Source organism: Alcaligenes sp. RM2, from assembly GCF_052931795.1.
Window position 1 is genome coordinate 258,053 of the sequence record NZ_JBRFIO010000001.1, and the last position, 24,198, is coordinate 282,250.

The window sequence follows — 24,198 nt, forward strand, 5'->3', positions numbered from 1 at the left end:
TTCAAGGCAGCTCCTTATAAAGGGTAAACACGGCCTGACGCTGTGTAGACCGCGGTGGCCCTGTTCTGAAAGTAATGAGTCAAGGTCCTTTTTGTGCCGCTGCTGCATGAGCGGCCATTCTCGAATTGCTGTTTAAGCGAAATTATTAAATTTGGAGCACCTGAAATGAAAGTTTTCTACGACAAGGATTGTGATCTTTCCCTGATCAAAGGCAAGACCGTTGCCATCATCGGTTACGGCTCGCAAGGCCACGCTCACGCCCTGAATCTGCACGAGTCCGGCGTTAACGTGGTTGTTGGTCTGCGCAAAGGCGGCGCTTCCTGGAGCAAAGCCGAGAACGCTGGCCTGAAAGTTCAGGAAGTGGCTGAAGCCGTCAAGAGCGCTGATGTCGTCATGATCTTGTTGCCTGACGAAAACATTGCTGAGGTTTACCGCAACCAGGTTGCTGAAAACATCAAGCCCGGCGCCGCTCTGGCATTTGCTCACGGCTTTAACGTTCACTACGGCCAAGTTGTGCCACGTGACGATATCGACGTCATCATGATTGCTCCCAAGGCTCCTGGTCACACTGTGCGTGGCACCTACAGCCAAGGCGGCGGCGTTCCTCACCTGATCGCTGTTTACCAGGACAAGACCGGCGCTGCTCGCGACGTGGCTCTGTCTTACGCATCGGCTAACGGCGGTGGCCGTGCCGGTATCATCGAAACTAACTTCCGCGAAGAAACCGAAACCGACTTGTTCGGTGAACAGGCTGTTCTGTGCGGTGGTGCGGTTGAGCTGATCAAGGCTGGTTTCGACACGCTGGTTGAGGCTGGTTACGCTCCTGAAATGGCTTACTTCGAGTGCTTGCACGAACTGAAGTTGATCGTGGACCTGATCTACGAAGGCGGTATCGCCAACATGAACTACTCGATCTCCAACAACGCCGAATACGGCGAATACGAGACCGGTCCGAAGATTGTTACCGACGAAACCCGCAAAGCCATGCGCCAGTGCCTGGAAGACATTCAGACCGGCGTGTACGCCAAGAACTTCATCCTGGAAAACGCCGCAGGCGCTCCTACCCTGATCTCGCGTCGTCGTATCAACGCCGAATCGCAGATCGAGCAAGTGGGTAGCAAGCTGCGCTCCATGATGCCTTGGATCGCCGCTAACAAGCTGGTCGACAAGTCCAAGAACTAAGTTTGATATCGGGGCAGTCCCATACGCTGCCCTGGTCTTGAGCCTGAACCGGCTGACGTCTTGCGGCGTTAGCCGGTTTTTTTATTGCTGCAAGAATTTGGCTTTCAGCGGCGCCTCTGCTGGGGCTAAAAAAAGGATGGAAGCGCCTTGTTTTCGTCTTATAGCCGTATCGGTGAGGGCGCGATAAAATGCAGTGCTTGGTTTGACCATCGTGCCCCTGTTGGGGTGGTGCGCAAGCGAGTTCGATAAAATCTACTGTTTATCCATGAACTCCCTGGCCGCAGGCCTCTTGGTCATTTCTGTTCGCTCTGGCTTATATATGCTGGAATTATTTGCACTCTGTAGCCTTGGGGACAATGCTACATTCGAGTGTTCAGTCCTTAGCAACAACTCTTAAAGCATAAATTATGCCCAATTTGCTCAATGATGAAACCCGTCGTCGGCGTAGCATCTATCTTCTGCCCAACGCATTTACGACCGCCAATCTGTTCGCGGGTTTTTATGCCGTTGTGCAGGCCATGAATGGCCGCTTTGAGGCGGCAGCCATCGCCATTTTCCTGGCGCTGGTGTTTGATGGTATGGACGGGCGGGTTGCTCGTTTGACCAATACTCAGTCCGCCTTTGGCGAGCAGTACGACTCCATGGCCGACATGATCTCCTTTGGTGCAGCGCCCGCGCTGGTCATGTACGTCTGGGCCATGCAGGGATTGGGCCGCTGGGGCTGGTTGGCTTCCTTTATTTACGTAGCTGGTGGTGCGCTGCGCCTGGCCCGCTTCAATACCAATATTGAAGTGGTCGACAAGCGCTTTTTCCAAGGCTTGCCCAGCCCGGCAGCCGCTGCGCTGGTCGCTGGCTTTGTCTGGCTGGCGGTGGACAACAAGCTGTCTCTGCAAGTGAATGTGATTCCCTGGGTTGCCTTTGGTTTGACCATTTATGCCGGCCTGGCCATGGTCTCCAACGCGCCGTTCTACAGCGGCAAGTCCTTTGCGATCAGACGTAGCGTGCCATTTTGGGTCATGCTGCTTTTTGTGCTGGTCTTCGTGTTTGTCTCTACGGATCCGCCGGTCTTCCTGTTTGGCCTGTTCTGCCTGTATGGCTTGTCGGGCTGGTTTGTGATGGCCTGGCGCTGGCGTCGAGCCCGTGCTTTGGCACGACTTCGGCGTGGAAACAACTAAAATCCCCGGCTTTGGCAGGCGAGCAGGCCGAAATGCTTAACGCCTTGTCCGGTTTTTCGTTATAATCGTTTGCTTGCACTTGGCCTGATGGGCCCGGTGCACTCAATCTCATTTTCAACACGTTAGGGCACCTCGGTCCTAACGCAAGTCTTAGAGGCTAAATAAAATGGCAGTTGCAGATATCAAAAAAGTCGATATCGTTTCCGAGTTTCAGCGTAAACAAGGCGATACAGGCTCCCCAGAAGTGCAAGTGGCTTTGCTGACCGCTCGCATCAACGAATTGACCGGCCACTTCAAGGCTCACAACAAAGATCACCACTCCCGTCGTGGTCTGTTGCGCATGGTTAGCCGTCGTCGCAAATTGCTGGATTACCTGAAAGGTCGTAATCCAGACGCTTACCGTGCTTTGATCGAAAAACTCGGTCTGCGTAAGTGATACCGGGGCTGGCTCCCCGCTAAACAACCGTGCATTCGGCGAACTGGTTTCGCTGTGTGCACGGTTTTTTTATTGTAAGGATTCTCCTAATGTTCAATAAAGTCACCAAGTCTTTCCAGTACGGCGAACATACCGTCGTTCTGGAAACCGGCGAAATCGCACGTCAGGCGTCAGGTGCCGTGCTGGTTTCGATTGAAGACACTGTTGTGTTGGCCACTGTTGTTGGCAAAAGCGAAGCGAAAGCAGGTCAGGACTTCTTCCCGCTGACCGTTGATTACGTCGAAAAAACCTACTCCGCTGGCAAGATCCCTGGTGGTTTCTTCAAGCGTGAAGGCCGCCAATCCGAGCGCGAGATCCTGATCTCCCGCCTGATCGACCGTCCACTGCGTCCTCTGTTTCCTGAAGGCTTCTACAACGAAGTTCAGGTCATCATTCACACGGTATCGGTCAACCCTGAAATTGATCCTGATATCGCTGCCATGATCGGCGCCTCGGCTGCCCTGGCTATTTCCGGCATTCCTTTCAACGGTCCTGTGGGCGCTGCCCGTGTGGGTTACATTGATGGTCAGTACGTGCTGAACCCATCCGCTACTCAGCTGAAATCTTCGGCTCTGGATCTGGTTGTGGCTGGTACCGAGCAGGCTGTGCTGATGGTTGAGTCTGAAGCCAAGCAATTGTCCGAAGAAGTCATGCTGGGTGGTGTGGTGTTTGCTCACGAGCAAATGCAAGCAGCCATCAACTGCATTCATGAACTGGTTGAAGAAGCTGGCAAGCCGGAGTGGGATTGGCAGCCTGCTGCTGTTAATGAAAGCCTGTTGGCTGCGGTAACCGCTGCTGCCGAAGAGGGTCTGACACAGGCCTACCAGACTCGCGAAAAACAAGCTCGTACCGAGCAAGTGCGCGCTGTTTACGCTCAGGTTAAAGAAACGGTCAAGGCTCAGGCTGAAGCCGCCGGTCAGGATCAGCCTGATATGGTTGCCGTCGAAAACATGATGTTCGACCTGGAAAGCAAGATCGTGCGTTCGCGTATCTTGAGCGGCGAGTCCCGTATTGATGGTCGTGACACCCGTACCGTTCGTCCTATCAGCATCCGTCTGGGCGTTCTGCCCCGTGCTCACGGTAGCGCCTTGTTCACGCGTGGCGAAACTCAGGCATTGGTGGTCACCACTCTGGGTACCAAGCAAGACGAGCAGATCATTGATTCGATTATGGGCGAGTACCGCGATCGCTTCATGATGCACTACAACATGCCTCCATTCGCCACTGGTGAAGCTGGCCGTTTCGGCGCTCCCAAGCGTCGTGAAATCGGTCACGGTCGTCTGGCCAAGCGTGCTTTGACTCCCTTGCTGCCAGCCGCTGAAGATTTCCAGTACTCCATCCGCGTGGTGTCCGAGATTACTGAATCCAACGGTTCCTCCTCCATGGCATCGGTGTGTGGTGGCTCCCTGTCCATGATGGACGCTGGTGTGCCTGTGCAGGATCACGTGGCTGGTGTGGCCATGGGTCTGATCAAGGAAGGCAACAAGTTTGCTGTGCTGACCGACATTCTGGGTGACGAAGATCACCTGGGCGATATGGATTTCAAGGTTGCCGGTACCGAGAAAGGTATTACTGCTTTGCAGATGGACATCAAGATCCAGGGCATCACCAAGGAAATCATGCAGGTTGCATTGGCTCAGGCTCACGAAGGCCGTATGCACATCCTGGGCAAGATGAAAGAGTCCATCGACGGTTCCCGTACCGAGATGTCCGAATTCGCGCCTCGCATGCTGACCGTGAAGATCAATCCCGAGAAGATTCGTGACGTGATTGGTAAGGGTGGTGCAACCATCCGTGCCCTGACCGAAGAAACCGGTACACAGATCGATATTTCGGATGACGGCACCATCACGATCGCCAGCGCCGATCTGGACAAGGCCCGCGAAGCCGAGCGCCGTATTAAAGAGCTGACCGCTGAAGTGGAAGTGGGTCAGGAATACGAAGGTCCTGTGATGCGTTTGCTGGACTTTGGCGCGATTGTGCAAGTGCTGCCAGGCCGTGACGGCTTGCTGCATATCTCCGAGATTGCCAACTACCGTATCGCCAACATCAATGACGTGCTGAAAGTGGGTCAGGTTGTTAAGGTCAAGGTCATCGAGGCTGACGAGAAAGGTCGTCTGCGTCTGTCGATCAAGGCTATTGGCGGTATCGAGGCTCAAGGCGGTCCAGCTGCTCCTGCTGCTTCCTGATAGCGTTTGCAGTCTGCTTGAAGAAAAACCCGCCGAAAGGCGGGTTTTTTGCGTTCGGCTGCTTTTTGGGAGCGTGGCTGCGTATCGGCTTGTGCCAAGAGCTGGAGGATAATCTGTTGGTGCTGTACCTGTACCTGTACCTGTACCTGTACCTGTACCTGTACCTGTACCTGTACCTGTGCTTGTTATGCCTGTGGTTTCAGCCGTAGCCTTAGTTGTAGTTGTAGTTGTAGTTGTAGTTGTAGTTGTAGTTGTAGTTATGGCTGTGACTGTGAATGTAACTGTGACTTTGCTTGTTGTTGGTTCGCTATTTTTGATCTGTTTGCTTCTTGGGAGCAGTTTCGGTCCTGGAGGAGCTGGAGAGGCTTTACTTACGGAGCGGGGGGTAAACAGTCGGTCAGGTTCAGGTGGTGCTTGCGGGGTGATGGCTTGGATTGGGTTTTCAGGCAGGACGCAAAAAAGCCCGCTTTGAAGCGAGCTTTCTTGATTGGTACTTATTTGTCACGAGCGAATAAAAACCGAGGTTTTTATGGTGGGCAAAGAGATCTGCCTGCTATCGTGAATATTTGGTGCATCCAGCCGGAATCGAACCGGCACGATCAAAGATCGAGGGATTTTAAGTCCCTTGCGTCTACCAATTCCGCCATGGATGCAGCGGGAGATGATGGCGGAAGCGGTGAGATTCGAACTCACGGATGGGTTACCCCATCGCCGGTTTTCAAGACCGGTCCATTCAACCGCTCTGGCACGCTTCCTGTCTGTTGGGCTTTTCTTCCTGATAAGTCACATGCACAAAAAAGCACGGAGGCCAGGAAAGCCTTAAAGTGTAACGTATAAATTTGCTAGCGTCATCGAAATAATCTGTTTTCATGGCTGGAATAGGGCGTTGATGCCAGTGCCTGTGATAGATTGCAGCAGGTAAGGCGGCTGCTTATGGTTTGTGCTTGCAGCCGCGCTGGAAAAATAGTCTAGATATCAGGGAGTAGGTATGCGAGCTGTTGAAATTACCGAGTTTGGAAAGCCGGAAGTGTTGCGAGTGGGCGAGCGCCCCATGCCACAAACAGGTCCTGGTGAAGTGCTGGTCAAGGTGCTGGCGGCGGGCGTGAACCGTCCGGATGTCTTGCAACGAGCAGGCGCTTACCCGCCACCGGCTGGTGCCTCTGATATTCCCGGCCTGGAACTGGCCGGTGAAATCGTATCGGGCGATGTGCAGGGCAGTGGGTTCAAGATTGGGGATCAGGTCTGTGCGTTGGTCACTGGTGGTGGCTATGCCGAATATTGTGTGGTGCCAGTACAGCAGTGCTTGCCTATTCCTGCGGGTTTAAGCTTGCTTGAAGCGGCGGGCCTGCCAGAAACCTTCTTCACTGTCTGGAGCAATGTGTTCGACCGTGGTCAGCTGAGTAAAGGTGAAACCCTGCTGGTTCATGGCGGTGCAAGCGGAATTGGAACAACAGCGATTCAGCTGGCGGTGGCTTTGGGGCATACGGTATATGCCACGGCAGGCAGTGATGAACGCGTGGAGGCCATTAATCGCTTGGGCGGGATCGGCATCAACTATAAAACCGAAGTTTACGAAGACGTCATCAAAAGCAAAACAGGCGGCCGTGGTGTTGATGTGATTCTGGATATGGTCTCTGGCGACTACATCAACCGGGATTTGACGTGTCTGGCCGATGACGGCCGTATCGTCATTATTGCTTTGCTGGGTGGGGTGAATGCCACGATTAATTGTGGGGAGATTCTGCGTCGTCGCCTGACTATTACCGGCTCAACCTTGCGGTCCCGCTCTGTCGAGTTCAAGGCGCAACTGGCGCAGGCTCTGAAAGAGCGTGTCTGGCCTTTGCTGGAAGCAGGGCAGGTACGTCCCTTGATTCATGCCACTTTCCCCTTGGAAAAGGCGAGCGAAGCGCATGCCATGATGGAGGCGGGTGAGCAGGTGGGCAAGATCATTCTTGTTCCATAAAAGCAGCAAGGGTGGCATAGCCACCCTTTTTCTTGCCGTTCTGAAACGAATTTTCTGTCAAATATGCGCGAAATGGATTAGCACGCGCTACAATAGCCGGTTAGCTGCGCCATGATTGTGGGCGTTGGTGTAACTTTTTGACTGGCATCAAGGGAGCAATGAGCGTACATTCTTCGCGTAAACGACTGGTTGCGGGTAATTGGAAATTAAATGGCTCGCTTGATGGCAACAGCCGTCTGCTGCAAGAACTGCTCGTTCAGCCTGGTGCGCAGGCAGATTGTGATGTGCTTGTATGCGTTCCTTATGTGTATTTGCCTCAGGTGGCAGGTATCTTGAAAGATTCGACCATAGCGGTCGGTGCTCAAGATGTCAGTGTCCACGCCAAGGGTGCATACACTGGGGAAATCTCGGCGGCAATGCTGGCTGATATCGGCTGTCGCTGGGTGATTGTCGGGCATTCCGAACGCCGTCAGTATCACCAGGAAAGTAGCGCTCAGGTTGCCGCCAAAGTTGTTGCGGCACTGGATGCGGGCTTGACGCCTATTGTCTGTATTGGCGAGCAGTTGGCCGATCGTGAGGCGGGGCAGGAAACCTGTGTGGTGCAAGATCAGCTTGAACCCATTAAGGCTCTTGGGGCTGAAGTGGTATCCAAACTGGTCCTGGCGTATGAGCCGGTCTGGGCTATTGGTACGGGCCTGACTGCAACGCCGGAGCAAGCGCAGCAAATGCATCAACAGATTCGTGCCTATATGGAGTCGGATCAGTTGCGTATTTTGTACGGTGGCAGCGTGAAGGCAGATAATGCCGCCGAGCTGTTCGCCATGCCGGATATTGATGGTGCCTTGGTGGGTGGTGCATCTTTGGATGCGCAAGAATTTTTACGTATTGTGGCCGCTTAAAGGGTCTGGAGTCTTTAAATGCAAGATTGGATGTCTTCCGTTCTGATGGCGGTGCAGGTTATCTCCTCGCTGTTGATTATTGGTCTGGTTCTGCTGCAGCAAGGCAAGGGCGCTGATATGGGCTCGGCCTTTGGTGGCGGCTCGGCAGGGAGTGTGTTTGGTGCGGCAGGTGCGGCGAACTTTTTGTCGCGCATGACCAAATGGGCGGCAATCGTCTTTTTTGTGTCCACCGGTGGTTTGGCTTGGGTTGCTCATCATCCTGCGCAGAAAGTAGATGCGGGGGTGATGCAAGGTTACGAATCGTCTGTTCCTGGCGCAGCTCCATCGGGTGCAGCTTCGGTTCCGGCCCCTGACGCTTCTGTGCCAGCTGCAGTTCCTTCGGCAACTCCTGAGCAAAGCGCTCCTGCGGTTCCTGCTGCTGAGTAAGTTCGATCTGTTTGGGAGTTCAATGCTGCTCTATATATAGAAGGCGGTAAAGATCACAAGCAGGATCGGAAAATACGATATCAAAGCCCGCCTCTAATGGCGGGCTTTGTCTATTTGGCGTTGTTTGTGTGGAATATGCCTGTGTACGTGCTTTTTTAGGTGTTTTGGGCTGTTTTGTACTGACAGCTTTACTTTCGTCATGCTAATATCGCTGTCTTGATTGCTTGCCGACGTGGTGGAATTGGTAGACACGCTATCTTGAGGGGGTAGTGGCGAAAGCTGTACGAGTTCGAGTCTCGTCGTCGGCACCAAACAAAAAGTTGAAAAGTTCTGCGATTGCGGAGCCTGGAAATAAAACCTGATCCTGACAAAGGGCAGGTTTTTTTTTGCCATTTTTTGGGCGTTTTGCCGTCTTGTGTAAATTGCTTGTGTTGTGATTTTCAAGACTTGGTCTTGATTGTCTGAAAAGTGATTGAACCGGGTCAGTGAATGCTGAATCCCATGTTGCTGTGAATTCCCATAATGTGGGAATTTATCAAATGGATTGAGTGGCCGGCTTTGGCTCTCGATAGGCTGGGGTCGGCGATCTTGTCTTTTTCGGTGCTGATTTCATTTTTTGCCTTATTTGCAGAAAACCAGCATTGGCAACCGATTGCTCGGATCACTTAAAGCAAGTTCTTAAGAAGATTCCGGCTTTAGCCTGCTAATTGTCGTGCTTGTTCAAGGCGGCATGGAAAGCGGCTTCAAGTGGGTTTTTGTTGTGTATAGCCAACAAGCTGTGCACAAAGATTCACGTTTCCGAAGGGTTTCGTAGTCAAGCGACGGGAATTTTGATGCAATAGCGTTAACTTCCCATCGCGGAGTTAGAAAGAGCAGCAGCACTGTTGTAGTTGGGCTGCTCTGATTTACTCAAATCTACGGAGATTTCTTACATGAAAAAGACTCTGCTCGCTGCTGCTCTGATGGCCGGCTTCGCTGGCGTCGCACACGCAGAAACGTCTGTCACCCTGTACGGTATTCTGGACGCTGGTATTGGTTACCAAAAGCTGAAGTACAACGAAGCCTTGTACCTGTCGAACGTTGACGCTGGTGATTTCTCGCAAAAGCGTACCGGTCTGATCAATGGTATTCAGTCCGGCAACCGCTGGGGTCTGAAGGGTTCCGAAGATCTGGGCGATGGCCTGCGCGCTGTGTTCGTTCTGGAAAGCGGCTTTGACCTGGGCACCGGTAACTCGGCTCAAGGTGGCCGTCTGTTCGGTCGTCAAGCCACTCTGGGTCTGGCTGGCGACAGCTGGGGTCAATTGGATTTCGGTCGTCAAACCAACATCGCTTCCAAGTACTTGAGCGCTGTTGCTGATCCTTTTGGCGGTGGTTTCGACCAAGCTAACATCGGTGGTGCTTTCACTGCAGCTAACACCGCTCGTTACGACAACATGGTCATGTACCAAACCCCTAACTTCTCCGGCTTCCAGTTCGGCGTTGGTTACTCGTTCAACGTGAACGGCAACCAGGCTTACAAGGTTGACGGCGGTAGCCAAGAGAACAAGCGTGGTGTGACCACCGGTCTGCGTTACGCTAACGGCCCTATCGGCGTTGCTCTGACATACGACCAGTTCAAGACACCTGAAAGCCAAGGCGACAGCGTTTCTGTCAAGTCTTGGAACATCGGTGGTAGCTACGACTTCGAAGTTGTGAAGGCTTACTTGGCTTTCGGCCAGACTCGTAACGGTCTGTTCGCAACTCAAGACTACGCTGGTAGCGCCGGTCTGCTGAAAGATGCTGGTATCGAAAGCAGCATGATTGGTCTGGACGGTCTGAAGATCAACTCCTACCTGGTTGGTTTGTCCGCTCCTGTTGGCGCTGGCACCATCATGGGTTCTTGGACAATGGCTGACGCCCGTTCGGCTCCAAATGCTCTGTCCAACAGCCCTCTGTCCTGGGAAATGAAGAAGCAGCACACTTACAGCCTGGGTTACAGCCACCCGCTGAGCAAGCGCACCAACGTGTACGCAATTGGTTCTTACGCCAAGAACGTTCACTTCGTGCCTGATGCCAAGTCCACGCTGTTCGGCGTTGGTCTGCGTCACCAGTTCTAATCGATTTGCGTAGCATGTCTACGCATCTCGATGAGCAAGTCTTCGGACTTGCTTGAGCTGAAGAAGTATAAAAAGCCATCTTTCGGGATGGCTTTTTTATTGCTCGTTGTTTAGGGTGTTCAGGTCGGTCTGTTTGGATTGCGGCTCTTGGGCTGTTTTGGGGCTGTTGCTTCTGGGGGTGTTGGTATGTGCTTGTCCTCGCTCTTGCGGTTTTGTGTGCAGATCTGTTGGGTGGGGCGGTGCTACGGCCCACTGTGCCTGGCGTCCGAATCGCTTGTGTGTTGTGCTTGCCCATCTACTATTCCGACTGCTCGGTCTTGTTTGTCTTGCTTACAAAATAAGCGCGAAAAATCGTTTTCCTGGCTGTTGTCGCTGACATTTTCCTTACAAAAGCGGGTAAGATAATTAATCAGCGCTTGAAATCGCAACCCTTAATAAAGTAAATAATCAATAGCTGAAGGGTTTTTGGTCAGGTAGCTGACAGTTTTTGCGGCATGGGTGCAACACCCGTGCATAGATGTAATGGTTTGGGGTTATCCCCCAAAACTGTGCTCTCAAAATGCTACAATCCAAGAGTTTATTTACTGCGATTGGATGCTTTGCATGAACCTGCAAGAGTACTTTCCCGTTTTGCTATTTATCATCGTCGCCACTGGGATTGGCCTGGCTCTACTTTTAGTCGGTCGAGTGCTCGGTCCAAACCGGCCCGATGCTGAAAAGCTCTCTCCTTACGAATGCGGTTTTGAAGCATTCGGCGATTCGCGCATGAAGGTGGACATTCGTTACTACCTGATCGCGATTCTGTTCATCATGTTCGATCTGGAAATCGCTTTTCTGTTTCCCTGGGCCATGGCCAATGGAACAGTAGGCCTGGTCGGTTTCTGGACCGTTATGGCGTTCCTGGCCGTTTTGACGGTCGGTTTTATCTACGAATGGAAAAAAGGCGCTCTGGACTGGGAGTAAACCCATCCATAGAGAACCCTGCTAGGGGTTTTCGCGTCTGCTGCTGGGCATAAGGGGCACGAGGATGCGTCTTGATGACAGCGGGTTTGGTCAGCAACAGGATAGGCCGGGGCTTCCCAGGGTCTGATCCGGCAAAAGGCAACTACTATGGCTATCGACGGCATTCTCAAAGAAGGTTTTGTGACGACCAGTGCAGACAAGTTTCTGAACTGGGCAAAAACAGGGTCCATGTGGCCCATGACATTTGGTCTGGCCTGTTGTGCAGTGGAAATGATGCACGCTGGTGCAGCTCGTTATGACCTGGACCAATTCGGCATTATTTTCCGTCCCAGTCCACGTCAATCTGACTTGATGATTGTGGCGGGCACCCTGTGCAACAAGATGGCACCCGCCTTGCGTAAGGTGTACGACCAGATGGCCGAGCCACGCTGGGTCGTTTCCATGGGCTCCTGTGCCAACGGTGGCGGTTACTACCACTACTCCTACTCGGTCGTTCGCGGCTGTGATCGCATCGTGCCGGTAGATGTGTATGTGCCAGGCTGCCCTCCGACTGCTGAGGCTTTGGTTTACGGCTTGCTGCAGATGCAGAACAAGATCCGTTTGACCAATACCATCGCACGCTGAACGGTTAGAACAGGCTAAACAAGACTATGACACGGCTAGAAACTTTAAAAACCAACTTGCTCTCTATCCTTGGCGAGCAGGCTGCGTTGACGCAAGCGCGCAATGAACTCACTTTGGAAGTGCCCGCTGATGCATGGGTCGACACTTGCACATTGCTTCGCGACCACGCTGATCTGCGCTTTGAGACCTGTATCGACTTGTGCGGGATTGATTATTCCGCCTGGAAAGCGCCTACCTATCAGGCTGCATCGGCTCAGTTTCCCCATCGCTTTGCCGTCGTACTGCACCTGATGTCCTTGAAGCACAACTGGCGCCTGCGTGTGCGCTGCTTTGTGCCCAACGACGATTTCCCCGCTTTGCCAACCCTGTTCGAGGTCTGGCCGTCGGTGAACTGGTTCGAGCGCGAGGCGTTTGACCTGTACGGCATTATTTTCGAGAACCACCCTGATCTGCGTCGCATCCTGACCGACTATGGTTTCATCGGTCATCCGTTCCGCAAAGACTTCCCCATCTCCGGCTACGTCGAAATGCGCTATGACACCGAGCAGAAGCGGGTCATTTACCAGCCCGTCACCATTGAGCCGCGTGAAATCACGCCACGAGTGGTGCGCGAGGACGATTACGGAATTGGGCGATAAGCATCATGGCAGAAATTCAAAACTACACCCTGAACTTTGGTCCTCAGCACCCAGCCGCACACGGTGTGTTGCGTTTGGTGCTTGAGCTGGACGGCGAAGTCATTCAGCGTGCTGACCCCCATATTGGTTTGTTGCATCGCGCCACCGAAAAGCTGGCCGAGCACCGCACTTTCCTGCAAACCCTGCCATACATGGATCGTCTGGACTATGTGTCCATGATGGTCAACGAGCACGCTTACTGTATGGCCGTGGAGCGTCTGGTCGGTGTTGAGGTGCCGTTGCGTGCCCAATACATCCGCGTCATGTTTGACGAGATCACCCGCATCCTGAACCACCTGATGTCGGTCGGTTCGCATGCGCTGGACGTGGGTGCCATGGCTGTGTTCCTGTACGCCTTCCGTGAACGTGAAGACCTGATGGACTGCTACGAAGCGGTCTCCGGCGCCCGTTTGCACGCGGCCTACTACCGTCCAGGTGGCGTTTACCGCGATCTGCCCGGCACCATGCCTCAGTACAAGGCCAACAAATACCGCTCCGACAAAGAACTGAAAGCCATGAACGAAGCGCGTTCGGGTTCTTTGCTGGATTTCATCGAAGACTTCACCAACCGTTTCCCCACTTGTGTCGACGAATACGAAACCCTGCTGACCGATAACCGTATCTGGAAGCAGCGTCTGGTGGGCGTGGGCGTGGTCGATCCTGATCGTGCCAAGGCGCTGGGCTTTACCGGCCCCATGCTGCGTGGTTCGGGCGTGGAGTGGGATCTGCGCAAGATGCAGCCCTACGAAGTCTATGATCGCGTCGAATTTGATATTCCTGTGGGTCGCAACGGTGACTCTTACGACCGTTACCTTGTTCGTATCGCGGAAATGCGCGAGAGCAACCGCATCATCCGTCAGTGTGTACAGTGGCTGCGCAACAACCCCGGTCCTGTCATCACGGATAACCACAAAGTGGCGCCGCCATCGCGCGAACGCATGAAAACCGGGATGGAGGACTTGATCCACCATTTCAAACTGTTCTCCGAAGGTATGCACGTGCCTACTGGCGAAGTGTATGCCGGTGTGGAGCATCCCAAGGGCGAGTTTGGCATTTATCTGGTATCTGACGGCGGTAACAAGCCTTACCGCATGAAGATCCGTGCTCCGGGCTTCGTCCACTTGCAGGCCCTCGATGAAATGAGCCGCGGTCACATGATTGCCGACGCGGTAACGATCATCGGCACGCAGGACATTGTGTTTGGCGAGATCGACCGCTAAGGTCGCGCCTGGAAAAACGGAACCGAATTATGTTGCTTTCCGAAAAAGCCTACCAACAGATAGATAAGGAACTGAGCAAGTTCCCGGCAGATCAACGTCGCTCTGCCATCATGGCCTCCCTGGCCATTGCCCAGCAGGAAAAAGGCTGGGTATCGCCAGAAATTATCGAGGATGTGGCTCAATATATTGGCGTGGAGCCTATCGCTGTGCAGGAGGTTGCGACCTTCTACAACATGTTCCACACCAAGCCCGTTGGCCGCGTCACCATTTCCGTTTGCACCAACTTGCCCTGTGCGCTGCGTGATGGCGTCAAGGCAGGCGAGTACCTGAAAGAGAAACTGGGTATCGAATACGGTGAAACCACGGCGGACGGCCAGTTCTCCCTGATCATGGGAGAGTGCATGGGTTCATGTGGTGATTCGCCCGTCATGCTGCTGAACAATCAGCATATGTGCGTGCGCATGGAAGCCGAGCGCATTGATGCCATGCTCGAAGAATTGAAGACATACGGAGAATCGGCATGATTGCACCGGACATTCTGCGCAAGTTCGCACAGGGATTGGAACCTAACCCTGGTGGCGACCTGTCGCGCAGCATGATTTTTCATGATCGTCATATTCAGCCACAGATTCTGGCTGGTTTGAACGGCGACAACTGGGGCCTGGAAGAGTACGTCAAGCGTGGTGGCTATGAAGCTCTGCGTAAAGTACTGACTACCGGCATGAAGCCCGAAGACGTGATTGCTGAAGTCAAGACTTCGGCCTTGCGCGGTCGTGGTGGTGCAGGTTTTCCATCGGGTTTGAAGTGGAGCTTCATGCCCCGCAGCTTGCCCGGACAAAAGTACCTGGTATGTAACTCCGACGAGGGCGAACCCGGCACTTTCAAAGACCGCGATATCCTGCGTTTCAACCCGCACATCGTGATCGAAGGCATGGCCATTGCAGCCTACGCCATGGGTATTACCGTGGGCTACAACTACATCCACGGTGAAGTGTTCGAAATCTATCAGCGTTTTGAAGAAGCGCTGGAACAGGCCCGTGCGGCAGGCTTTCTGGGTGACAAGATCCTGGGTTCGGATTTCAGCTTCCAGCTGCATGCGTTCCACGGTTACGGTGCCTATATTTGCGGTGAAGAAACTGCGCTGCTGGAGTCCCTGGAAGGCAAGAAGGGCCAGCCTCGCTTCAAACCACCATTCCCGGCCAGTTTTGGTCTGTACGGCAAGCCGACGACCATCAACAACACCGAAACCTTCGCGGCTGTACCCTGGATTTTGCGCAACAGCGGTCAGGAATACCTGGAAGTGGGTATCCCCAATGCGGGCGGTACCAAGATCTTCTCCATTACTGGCGACGTGGAGCGTCCCGGTAACTACGAAGTGCCTCTGGGTACGCCGTTTGCCACCTTGCTGGAACTGGCAGGCGGCATGCGCGACGGTCGCAAACTGAAAGCTGTGATCCCTGGTGGTTCCAGCTCGCCCGTTTTGCCCGCCGACATCATCATGGCGACCAACCTGGACTATGACTCCATTGCCAAGGCTGGTTCCATGCTGGGTTCGGGCGCTGTCATCGTGATGGACGAGACTCGTTGCATGGTCAAGTCCCTGCTGCGCCTGTCCTATTTTTACTATCACGAAAGCTGCGGCCAGTGCACGCCGTGCCGGGAAGGCACAGGCTGGTTGTGGCGCATGGTGCATCGTATCGAGAACGGTCAAGGTCGCCCAGAAGATCTGGACATGCTCGATGACATCGCACAGAACATCATGGGTCGCACCATTTGCGCCCTGGGTGATGCTGCTGCCATGCCGGTGCGCAGTTTCGTTAAGCATTTCCGCGACGAGTTCGCACACCACATCGAGCATAAAGGCTGTGTGGTGCCTCAATATTTGTAGGCCAGGACAACGTAATGGTAGAACTCACCATCGATGGCATTAAAGTTGACGCCCCGGAAGGCAGCATGGTCATTCAGGCTGCCCATGACGCTGGGGTCTACGTGCCGCACTTCTGTTATCACAAAAAACTGAGTATTGCCGCCAACTGCCGCATGTGTTTGGTGGACGTGGAAAAAGCGCCCAAGCCTTTGCCTGCTTGCGCCACTCCCGTCACCAACGGCATGGTTGTGCGTACTCGTTCGGAAAAAGCCATTGCCGCTCAAAAAAGCGTCATGGAATTCCTGCTGATCAACCACCCCCTGGATTGCCCCGTGTGCGATCAGGGCGGTGAGTGTCAGCTGCAGGATCTGGCCGTGGGTTACGGTGGCTCCGAGTCGCGCTACAAGGAAGAAAAGCGCGTTGTGGCCGCCAAATCCATGGGCCCACTGATCTCGACCGAAGCCATGCAGCGCTGCATTCACTGCACCCGCTGTGTGCGTACTGGCGAAGAAATCGCCGGCGTTCAAGAGGTTGGTATGCTCAACCGCGGCGAGCACGCCGAAATCACCACCTTTGTGGGGCGCGCAGTCGAGTCCGAATTGTCGGGCAACATGATTGACGTTTGCCCCGTGGGTGCCTTGCTGTCCAAACCCTTCCGCTTCAATGCCCGTACCTGGGAATTGGCCCGTCGTCGCAGTGTTAGCCCGCACGACAGCGTAGGTGCCAACCTGGTGCTGCAAGCCAAGATGGACAAGGTACTGCGTGTTGTTCCTTTCGAGAACGACGAAGTCAACGAGTGCTGGATCAGCGACCGTGACCGTTTCTCCTACGAAGGCCTGTACACCGAAGATCGTCTGACTCGCCCCATGGTGCGCGGTGATGACGGCCAGTGGCGCGAAGCCTCCTGGAACGACGCCATGCAAACCATCGTTGCCGGCATGAACGCCGTGCGCGAGAAGTTTGGTGCAGATCAGCTGGGCTGTATTGGTTCGGCTACCTCCACGACTGAAGAACTGGCTTTGCTGGCTCGTCTGGGTCGTGCTCTGGGTACCGAAAACGTGGACTTCCGTCTGCGTCAGACCGATGCCCGTCTGGATGGTGCTCTGGCCGGTGTGCCTTGGTTGGGTATGCCTCTGACCGCTTTGAACGAGCTTGATCGCGTTCTGGTCGTGGGCTCCTTCCTGCGTAAGGATCATCCCTTGATGGCTCAGCGTCTGCGCCAGGCCGTCAAACGTGGCGCTCAAGTTTCCTTTATTGATTCGGCTGCCGATAATCCATTGTTCAATGCGATTGCTGGCCGCATGACGGTGGCTCCCAGCCAGTTGGCCAACTCCCTGGCTCAAGTGCTGGTTGCCGTTGCCAAAGCCAAAGACAGCGCAGTTCCTGCGGGTCTGGAAGGCGTGCAAGTTTCTGCTGAAGCTCAGCAGATTGCTGACAGCCTGGTTTCCGGCGAACGCGTGGCTATCTTGCTGGGCAATATGGCTGTCAACTCGGATCAGGCCAGCGTAATTGCTGCCAACGCCAATGCGATTGCACAGGCTAGCGGTGCCAAGCTGGGCTTCCTGACTGCCGGTGGTAACACCGTGGGTGGCTACTTGGCTAACGCCGTACCGGGCAAGGGCGGTTTGACTGCCGAGCAAATGCTGGCTCAAACCCTGCGTGCTTACCTGGTTCTGAATGTTGAGCCAGCACTGGACAGCGATCTGGGCGAACGTGCAGTAGAAACCCTGAAGTCCGCCACCTTCTCGGTCGCGCTGACTTCCTATCGTTCCGCTGCCGAGCAGTGGGCCGATGTGATGCTGCCTGTGTCTCCTTTCACTGAAACCTCCGGCACCTTCGTGAACGCCGAAGGCCGTGTACAAAGCTTCAAGGGTGCTGCTGCTCCTGTGGGCGATACACGTCCGGCCTGGAAGGTTCTGCGCGTGCTGGGCAATCTGTTCCAGCTGGATGGTTTTGACGATGAAACCTCGGAATCGGTTCGTGACTCTGTCATGGCTGCCGGTGTGGAATCGCGTCTGTCCAACCAGATCAATCTGGCTGCCAGCGTTCTGCCTGCAGCAAGCGGTCTGGAGCGTGTGGCAGATGTGCCTATCTACCGTAGCGATGCGCTGGTGCGCCGTTCGGCTCCCTTGCAGGAAACACCTGCTTCGGCAGCACCTACGGCTCGCATGGCCGCTGCCACGCTGGCCCAACTGGGTCTGGCTGACGGCGATCTGGTAAAGGTTCGTTCTTCGCAAGGCGAAGTCAGCCTGCCAGCTCAGCTGGATGACACCGTGGCATTGAACTCGGTGCGTGTTGCCACCGCTTTTTCTGAAACAGCCGCTTTGGGTAGCGCATTCGGTCAATTGACAGTGGAGCGTGCATAACATGGAATTTCTCTCTGCCATCAATAGCTACGGCACGGACCTGCTGGGTCCGACCGCATGGTATGTGGTGTGGACGCTGCTGAAGGTTGTTGCCATCGCTGTGCCCGTCATTCTGTGTGTTGCCTACCTGACTTACTGGGAACGCAAGATGATCGGCTTCATGCACGTTCGTCTGGGACCAACCCGTGTTGGTTACCGTGGCTTGCTGCAGCCTTTCGCTGACGTTTTCAAACTGCTGACCAAAGAGCTGATCGTTCCTGCGAAGTCCAACAAGGTCCTTTACCTGCTGGCTCCGGTTGTGACGCTGATGCCTGCTCTGGCTGCCTGGGCTGTGATTCCTTTCAGCCCCGATGTGGTTCTGTCCGACGTTAACGCCGGTCTGCTGTACATTCTGGCGATTACCTCGCTGGGTGTGTACGGTGTGATCGTGGCCGGTTGGGCTTCCAACTCCAAGTACGCCTTGCTGGGTGGTCTGCGTGCAGCCGCTCAGGTGCTGTCCTACGAGCTGGCCATCGGTTTCGTGCTGATTACCGTGCTGCTGGTTTCCGGCACGCTGAATCTGTCGGGCATCGTGCTTGGTCAGACTCAGGGTTACTTTGCGGACAAGGGCTTGAACTTCCTGTCCTGGAACTGGCTGCCATTGCTGCCACTGTTTGTGATCTACGTGATTTCCGCCGTGGCTGAAACCAACCGTCACCCGTTTGACGTGGTGGAAGGCGAATCGGAAATTGTGGCCGGTCCCATGGTGGAGTACTCCGGTACCGGTTTCGCTCTGTTCTTCCTGGGCGAATACGCCAACATGATTTTCCTGTCGGCTCTGGCGTCCATCATGTTCTTGGGTGGCTGGACTCCCATTGTCGAGTTCGCTCCATTTACCTGGATTCCGGGGTGGCTGTGGCTGGGTCTGAAGACCTTTGTCGTGGTCTCCATGTTCATCTGGTTCCGTGCAACGTTCCCACGTTACCGCTATGACCAGATCATGCGTTTGGGCTGGAAAGTATTTATCCCGCTGACCGGTGTTTGGCTGGTTATTGTGGCGATCTGGATGCAGACGCCCTGGAACATCTGGCATTAAGGCTAAGGGGCAAGATTATGGAAGCAATCAAAGATTTCTTTGGCAGCCTGATGCTGTCCGAGATGCTCAAAGGCATGCGCCTGACGGGGAAGTATTTCTTCAAGCGCAAGGTAACCCTGCGTTATCCCGTTGAAACCACGCCCGCTTCGCCACGTTTTCGCGGTCTGCACGCTTTGCGTCGCTACGAAAACGGCGAAGAGCGTTGCATCGCGTGCAAACTGTGCGAGGCCGTATGTCCCGCCATGGCCATCTCGATCGAATCGGCAGAGCGCGAGGACGGTACCCGTCGTACTACGCGTTATGACATCGATCTGGCCAAGTGTATTTTCTGTGGTTTCTGTGAAGAAAGCTGCCCGGTCGATTCGATCGTGGAAACGCACATTCACGAGTACCACGGTGAAAAACGCGGCGATTTGTACTACACCAAGGACATGCTGCTGGCTATCGGTGACCGCTACGAAGACGAGATCGCTCGTCGTCGTGCCGCAGATGCACCTTATCGCTAAGGCCGGAGCTCTACACTCATGTTATTTACTACTGTTCTGTTTTATGTGCTGGCGCTGGTGATGGTGGTGGCCGCGTATCGCGTGATCGCTGCCAAGAATCCGGTTACAGCCGTATTGCATTTGATTCTGGTGTTCTTCACGGCCGCCATGATGTGGATCACGATGGGCGCCGAGTTCCTGGGCCTCTTGCTGGTGGTGGTCTATGTGGGCGCCGTGATGGTGATGTTCCTGTTCGTCATCATGATGCTGGACGTTCGTCAGGAATCCGCTGCCAAGAAATTCAAGGCTCACGTGCCTATGGGGCTGTTGATCGGCGCCATCATGGTACTGGAAATGGGCTTTGTGCTGACCAAGCTGTGGTTCACAACGGCACCTGCTGCCGCGGTGGCTGCGGACTACAACAACACCCGTGTTATTGGCGAGTTGATGTACTCCCAGTACGTGCTGGCGGTGTTGCTCGGTGGCATTGTGCTGCTGGTTGGCATGATCTCGGCCATTGCACTGACTCTGCGTAAACGTGAAGGTGTCAAACGCACCGTCTCCAGCGAACAAGTCAAGGTTCGTTCGCAAGACCGTCTGCGCATGGTTTCCATTCCTTCTCAAACCGAAAAGCCGTCGGCGTCCAGTTCGGCTGACGCTGTCGTGCCAGGAGACAAATGATGATGACGCTGACGCTTGCGCACTATTTGGTCCTGGGCGCTGTGCTGTTCACGATCGGCCTGTTCGGCTTTTTCCTGAACCGTCGCAACCTGATTATTTTGCTCATGTCTGTTGAGCTGATTCTTTTGTCGGCCAACATGAACTTTGTGGCCTTCTCCACCTGGATGGGCAACGAGGCAGGTCAGGTGTTTGTCTTTTTCGTCCTGACGGTCGCTGCGGCCGAGGCGGCCATTGGTCTTGCAATTCTGGTTCTGTTGTTCCGTAACCTTAATTCGATCAATGTCCAGGATCTCGACCAGCTCAAGGGTTGATGGGATAGCACACTAATGAACTCCATAAATCTTTACTTAACGATTGCGCTTGCTCCCCTGGTGGGTTCGGCGCTAGCCGGTTTGTTCGGTACCGGCTTTCTGGGTCGATTTATCGGCAAGACAGGCGCTCACCTGATTACGATCGCGGGCGTGCTGATTTCCTTTATCGGCTCGGTCATGGTCATGTTGCAGGTTCTGGAAGGCCAGACCTTCAACGGTCCGGTCTACACCTGGATCACCATTGGCAGCATTCAGTGGGATATCGGTTTCCTGATCGACAAGCTGACTGCCCTGATGATGGTGGTGGTGACGTCCGTGTCGCTGATGGTGCATATCTACACCATTGGCTACATGAAAGATGATCCGGGCTACCAGCGCTTTTTCTCCTACATCTCGCTGTTTACCTTCTCGATGCTGATGCTGGTCATGTCCAACAACATGCTGCAGCTGTTCTTCGGTTGGGAAGCGGTGGGTCTGGTGTCTTACCTGCTGATCGGTTTCTGGTACGAGCGCAAGACTGCAATTTTTGCCAACATGAAGGCCTTCCTGGTCAACCGTGTGGGTGACTTCGGTTTTGCTCTGGGTATTGGCTTGCTCTACGCCTACACCGGCTCCATGAACTACAGCGACGTGTTCGCCAAGGTTCAGGAACTGAGCACCATGACATTCCCCGGTACCGACTGGCAATTGCTGACCGTTGCTGCTCTGGCCCTGTTTGTGGGTGCCATGGGTAAATCGGCTCAGGTGCCTTTGCACAGCTGGCTGCCTGACTCCATGGAAGGTCCTACTCCTATCTCGGCGCTGATTCACGCCGCGACCATGGTGACGGCCGGTATCTTCATGGTGGCTCGTTTCTCGCCTGTGTTTGAACAGTCGACAACCGCGCTGTCCTTCATCATCGTGATCGGTGCAACAGGTGCCTTGTTCCTGGGCTTGCTGGGTATTATCCAGAACGACGTCAAACGCGTTGTGGCTTACTCCACCTTGTCCCAGCTGGGTTACATGACGGTCGCTCTGGGTGCTTCGGCTTACTCGGCTGCTGTGTTCCACCTGATGACACACGCTTTCTTCAAAGCCTTGCTGTTCCTGGGCGCTGGTTCGGTGATTATCGGTATGCACCACGATCAGGACATCCGCAATATGGGTGGTCTGCGCAAGTACATGCCTATTACCTGGCTGACTTTCCTGATCGGTACGCTGGCTCTGGTGGGTACGCCGTTCTTCTCGGGTTTCTACTCGAAAGAGCACATCATCGAAGCCGCAGGCGAAGCCGGTATCTGGGGTTCGACCTACGCTTACTACGCCACACTGATCGGTGTGTTCGTCACCTCGCTGTACTCCTTCCGTCTGTACTTCCTGGTATTCCACGGCAAAGAGCGCTTCCGTGACGTCAAGCACGACGAGTCGCATGGTCACGACGACCATCACGCTCACGGTGGCGATCCTCACGAGTCGCCTTGGGTGGTTACGCTGCCTCTGGTTCTGCTGGCCATTCCGTCGATCTTCGCCGGTATCTGGTTCGTTGATCCATTGCTGTTCGGTGGCTACTTTGAAGGCATTGTGACGGTTCTGCCCGAGCATCCTGCAATGGCAACGCTGGCCGAGCACTGGACCGACTGGATGGCTTACGCCTTACATGGTTTTGGCACGCTGCCATTCTGGCTGGTTGTGGCTGGTGCTGTGGTGGCCTGGTACATGTACCTGGTTAATCCTGCTTTGCCTGCCGCTATCAAAAAGAACTGCTCTTTTATCTACCGTATCCTGGAGAACAAGTACTACGTTGACTGGTTCAACGAGCAAGTGCTGTCTCGTGGCGTTCGCTGCCTGGGTACGGGCCTCTGGAAAGGTGCTGACCGCGGTCTGATTGACGGCCTGGTGGTCAACGGTAGTGCACGCGTAGTGGGCTGGGTGGCTGCAATCAGCCGTCATATCCAGTCCGGCTATGTCTATCACTACGCCTTTGCCATGATCCTCGGGATCCTGGCGCTCTTATCCTTTTTTGTACTGACGGTTCGGTAAATGGCTAGCGATATGGCGTCTTCTACTCTTCCTTGGTTAACGCTGGCGATTTTCGTACCTATCGTCGCTGGCCTGTTGGTGCTGGCTCTGGGGCGTGATGATCGTCCCACCTTCACCCGCTGGCTGGCTCTGCTGGGTTCGATTGCCGGTCTTGTTGTCACTATTCCTCTGTACACGGGCTTCAATCCCGGTACGGCCGACATGCAGTTTGTCGAGCTGGCCCCCTGGATTGATGCCTTCAAGGTGAATTACCACCTTGGCGTGGACGGTATTTCCATGTGGTTTGTTCTGCTGACCGCTTTCATCACGGTGATCGTGGTGCTGGCGGGCTGGCAGGTGATCAAGAACCGCGTGGCTCAATACATGGGTGCCTTCCTGATCCTGTCGGGTCTGATGGTTGGCGTGTTTGCCGCTCTGGATGGCTTGCTGTTCTACGTGTTCTTTGAAGCCACGCTGATCCCGATGTACTTGATCATCGGTATCTGGGGTGGTCCGAACCGCGTGTATGCATCGGTCAAGTTCTTCTTGTACACCTTGCTCGGCTCGCTGTTGACCCTGATCGCATTCATCTACTTGTGGAATGTGTCCGGCGGTACTTTCGATATCCTGACCTGGCATAAAGTGCCGCTGGATTACACCACTCAGGTGCTGATCTTTGCTGCTCTGTTCATGGCTTTTGCTGTGAAGGTGCCTATGTGGCCTGTCCACACCTGGTTGCCGGATGCCCACGTGGAAGCACCTACTGGTGGTTCCGTGGTGCTGGCTGCCATCATGTTGAAACTGGGTGCTTACGGTTTCCTGCGCTTTTCCCTGCCCATCGCTCCTGATGCTTCGCAAGGTCTGGCCGGAATCATCATTGCCCTGTCTCTGGTCGCGGTGATCTACATTGGTCTGGTCGCCATCGTTCAGGACGATATGAAAAAGCTGGTGGCTTACTCCTCTGTGGCTCACATGGGTTTTGTCACGCTGGGCTTTTTCGTGTTCAACACCACGGGTATGGAAGGCGCGATCATGCAAATGATCTCGCACGGTTTCGTGTCCGGTGCCATGTTCCTGTGTATCGGTGTTCTGTACGACCGTCTGCACAGCCGCCAAATCGCCGATTACGGTGGTGTGGTCAAGGTGATGCCTCGTTTCGTTACCTTCTTTGTGCTGTTCTCGATGGCCAACAGCGGTTTGCCAGGCACCAGCGGCTTTATCGGTGAGTTCACCGTCATTATGGGCGCGGTGGAGTACAACTTCTGGATCGGTCTGTTGACAGCAACAGCGCTGATTACAGGCGCGTCTTACTCGCTGTGGATGCTCAAGCGCGTGGCCTTTGGCCCCGTGGGTAACGACAATGTTGCCGGCATGAGCGACCTGAGTGGCCGTGAGTTCTTCGTTCTTGGCGTAATGGCGATTGCGGTGCTGGGCATGGGTGTTTATCCCAAGCCATTTACCGAGGTCATGCACGTTTCGGTTGAAGCGTTGCTGCAACACGTCTCCATCTCGAAACTGTAGGCCGA

Annotated in this window: 22 protein-coding genes and 3 tRNA genes; 23 read left to right on the forward strand and 2 right to left on the reverse strand. The window is 54.5% G+C overall.

The window, feature by feature from the left end; all coding sequences use genetic code 11:
- The first annotated feature begins 165 nt into the window (after positions 1-165).
- From ilvC to ACU6HM_RS01175, 5 genes are all read left to right on the forward strand, one after another.
- Positions 166-1,182 (forward strand): ketol-acid reductoisomerase, encoded by a 1,017-nt coding sequence (gene ilvC, locus ACU6HM_RS01155; RefSeq protein ID WP_009456705.1) that lies wholly within the window; start codon positions 166-168, stop codon positions 1,180-1,182.
- Positions 1,183-1,589: 407 nt separating this feature from the next.
- Positions 1,590-2,357, forward strand: a complete 768-nt coding sequence (pssA, locus tag ACU6HM_RS01160; protein WP_021446892.1) for a CDP-diacylglycerol--serine O-phosphatidyltransferase — start codon at positions 1,590-1,592, stop codon at positions 2,355-2,357.
- Positions 2,358-2,523: 166 nt separating this feature from the next.
- Entirely contained in the window at positions 2,524-2,793 is a 270-nt protein-coding gene (gene rpsO / locus ACU6HM_RS01165; RefSeq protein WP_003801068.1) for a 30S ribosomal protein S15, read from the forward strand.
- Between the two features lie 89 nt (positions 2,794-2,882).
- A complete protein-coding gene (gene pnp, locus ACU6HM_RS01170) occupies positions 2,883-5,021 on the forward strand; it encodes a polyribonucleotide nucleotidyltransferase (protein ID WP_009456700.1) in 2,139 nt (712 codons plus the stop codon).
- Between the two features lie 65 nt (positions 5,022-5,086).
- Positions 5,087-5,230: a hypothetical protein gene (locus ACU6HM_RS01175; protein ID WP_446763258.1), complete on the forward strand. Its 144-nt coding sequence runs from the start codon at positions 5,087-5,089 to the stop codon at positions 5,228-5,230.
- A 358-nt stretch (positions 5,231-5,588) separates the two neighbouring features.
- Here ACU6HM_RS01175 and ACU6HM_RS01180 read toward each other — a convergent pair.
- Positions 5,589-5,674: transfer RNA gene (locus tag ACU6HM_RS01180), tRNA-Leu, on the reverse strand.
- A gap of 12 nt (positions 5,675-5,686) precedes the next feature.
- A tRNA-Ser gene (locus tag ACU6HM_RS01185) sits at positions 5,687-5,776 on the reverse strand.
- A 233-nt stretch (positions 5,777-6,009) separates the two neighbouring features.
- On the opposite strand from ACU6HM_RS01185, the gene ACU6HM_RS01190 reads away from it, so the two are divergent.
- From ACU6HM_RS01190 to ACU6HM_RS01275, 18 genes are all read left to right on the forward strand, one after another.
- Positions 6,010-6,984 carry an NAD(P)H-quinone oxidoreductase gene (locus ACU6HM_RS01190; protein WP_446763259.1) on the forward strand — a complete coding sequence of 325 codons (975 nt, stop codon included), beginning with the start codon at positions 6,010-6,012 and terminating at the stop codon, positions 6,982-6,984.
- 158 nt (positions 6,985-7,142) lie between these two features.
- The gene (gene tpiA, locus ACU6HM_RS01195; protein ID WP_060186464.1) at positions 7,143-7,883 is read left to right on the forward strand and encodes a triose-phosphate isomerase; all 741 of its coding nucleotides are present in this window, start codon (positions 7,143-7,145) and stop codon (positions 7,881-7,883) included.
- An 18-nt stretch (positions 7,884-7,901) separates the two neighbouring features.
- Positions 7,902-8,309 carry a preprotein translocase subunit SecG gene (secG, locus tag ACU6HM_RS01200; RefSeq protein WP_009456694.1) on the forward strand — a complete coding sequence of 136 codons (408 nt, stop codon included), beginning with the start codon at positions 7,902-7,904 and terminating at the stop codon, positions 8,307-8,309.
- A gap of 226 nt (positions 8,310-8,535) precedes the next feature.
- Positions 8,536-8,620 (forward strand) — tRNA-Leu (locus ACU6HM_RS01205).
- Between the two features lie 621 nt (positions 8,621-9,241).
- On the forward strand, positions 9,242-10,405 hold the full coding sequence (locus tag ACU6HM_RS01210) for a porin (RefSeq protein ID WP_083053260.1): 1,164 nt from the start codon (positions 9,242-9,244) through the stop codon (positions 10,403-10,405).
- A gap of 603 nt (positions 10,406-11,008) precedes the next feature.
- Positions 11,009-11,368, forward strand: coding sequence for an NADH-quinone oxidoreductase subunit A (locus tag ACU6HM_RS01215; RefSeq protein ID WP_003801061.1), 360 nt, complete (start codon positions 11,009-11,011; stop codon positions 11,366-11,368).
- Between the two features lie 147 nt (positions 11,369-11,515).
- Complete coding sequence (locus ACU6HM_RS01220; RefSeq protein ID WP_003801059.1) at positions 11,516-11,992, forward strand: NuoB/complex I 20 kDa subunit family protein; 477 nt, start codon at positions 11,516-11,518, stop codon at positions 11,990-11,992.
- A gap of 26 nt (positions 11,993-12,018) precedes the next feature.
- Positions 12,019-12,630, forward strand: a complete 612-nt coding sequence (locus ACU6HM_RS01225) for an NADH-quinone oxidoreductase subunit C (protein WP_009456690.1) — start codon at positions 12,019-12,021, stop codon at positions 12,628-12,630.
- 5 nt (positions 12,631-12,635) lie between these two features.
- Positions 12,636-13,889, forward strand: coding sequence for an NADH-quinone oxidoreductase subunit D (locus ACU6HM_RS01230; RefSeq protein WP_009456688.1), 1,254 nt, complete (start codon positions 12,636-12,638; stop codon positions 13,887-13,889).
- A 29-nt stretch (positions 13,890-13,918) separates the two neighbouring features.
- Positions 13,919-14,413, forward strand: a complete 495-nt coding sequence (nuoE, locus tag ACU6HM_RS01235; RefSeq protein WP_021446890.1) for an NADH-quinone oxidoreductase subunit NuoE — start codon at positions 13,919-13,921, stop codon at positions 14,411-14,413.
- On the forward strand, positions 14,410-15,777 hold the full coding sequence (gene nuoF, locus ACU6HM_RS01240) for an NADH-quinone oxidoreductase subunit NuoF (protein WP_009456684.1): 1,368 nt from the start codon (positions 14,410-14,412) through the stop codon (positions 15,775-15,777). The genes nuoE and nuoF overlap by 4 nt, the downstream gene beginning before the upstream one ends.
- Positions 15,778-15,791: 14 nt before the next feature.
- On the forward strand, positions 15,792-18,122 hold the full coding sequence (nuoG, locus tag ACU6HM_RS01245; RefSeq protein ID WP_035272463.1) for an NADH-quinone oxidoreductase subunit NuoG: 2,331 nt from the start codon (positions 15,792-15,794) through the stop codon (positions 18,120-18,122).
- Between the two features lies 1 nt (position 18,123).
- The gene (gene nuoH, locus ACU6HM_RS01250) at positions 18,124-19,197 is read left to right on the forward strand and encodes an NADH-quinone oxidoreductase subunit NuoH (protein WP_060186470.1); all 1,074 of its coding nucleotides are present in this window, start codon (positions 18,124-18,126) and stop codon (positions 19,195-19,197) included.
- A gap of 17 nt (positions 19,198-19,214) precedes the next feature.
- On the forward strand, positions 19,215-19,703 hold the full coding sequence (gene nuoI / locus ACU6HM_RS01255) for an NADH-quinone oxidoreductase subunit NuoI (RefSeq protein ID WP_003801051.1): 489 nt from the start codon (positions 19,215-19,217) through the stop codon (positions 19,701-19,703).
- An 18-nt stretch (positions 19,704-19,721) separates the two neighbouring features.
- On the forward strand, positions 19,722-20,363 hold the full coding sequence (locus tag ACU6HM_RS01260) for an NADH-quinone oxidoreductase subunit J (RefSeq protein WP_009456678.1): 642 nt from the start codon (positions 19,722-19,724) through the stop codon (positions 20,361-20,363).
- 2 nt (positions 20,364-20,365) lie between these two features.
- Positions 20,366-20,674, forward strand: coding sequence for an NADH-quinone oxidoreductase subunit NuoK (gene nuoK / locus ACU6HM_RS01265; protein ID WP_026483136.1), 309 nt, complete (start codon positions 20,366-20,368; stop codon positions 20,672-20,674).
- A 15-nt stretch (positions 20,675-20,689) separates the two neighbouring features.
- Positions 20,690-22,693, forward strand: a complete 2,004-nt coding sequence (nuoL, locus tag ACU6HM_RS01270; RefSeq protein ID WP_446763260.1) for an NADH-quinone oxidoreductase subunit L — start codon at positions 20,690-20,692, stop codon at positions 22,691-22,693.
- 12 nt (positions 22,694-22,705) lie between these two features.
- A complete protein-coding gene (locus ACU6HM_RS01275; RefSeq protein WP_026483134.1) occupies positions 22,706-24,193 on the forward strand; it encodes an NADH-quinone oxidoreductase subunit M in 1,488 nt (495 codons plus the stop codon).
- The last annotated feature ends 5 nt before the right edge of the window (positions 24,194-24,198 follow it).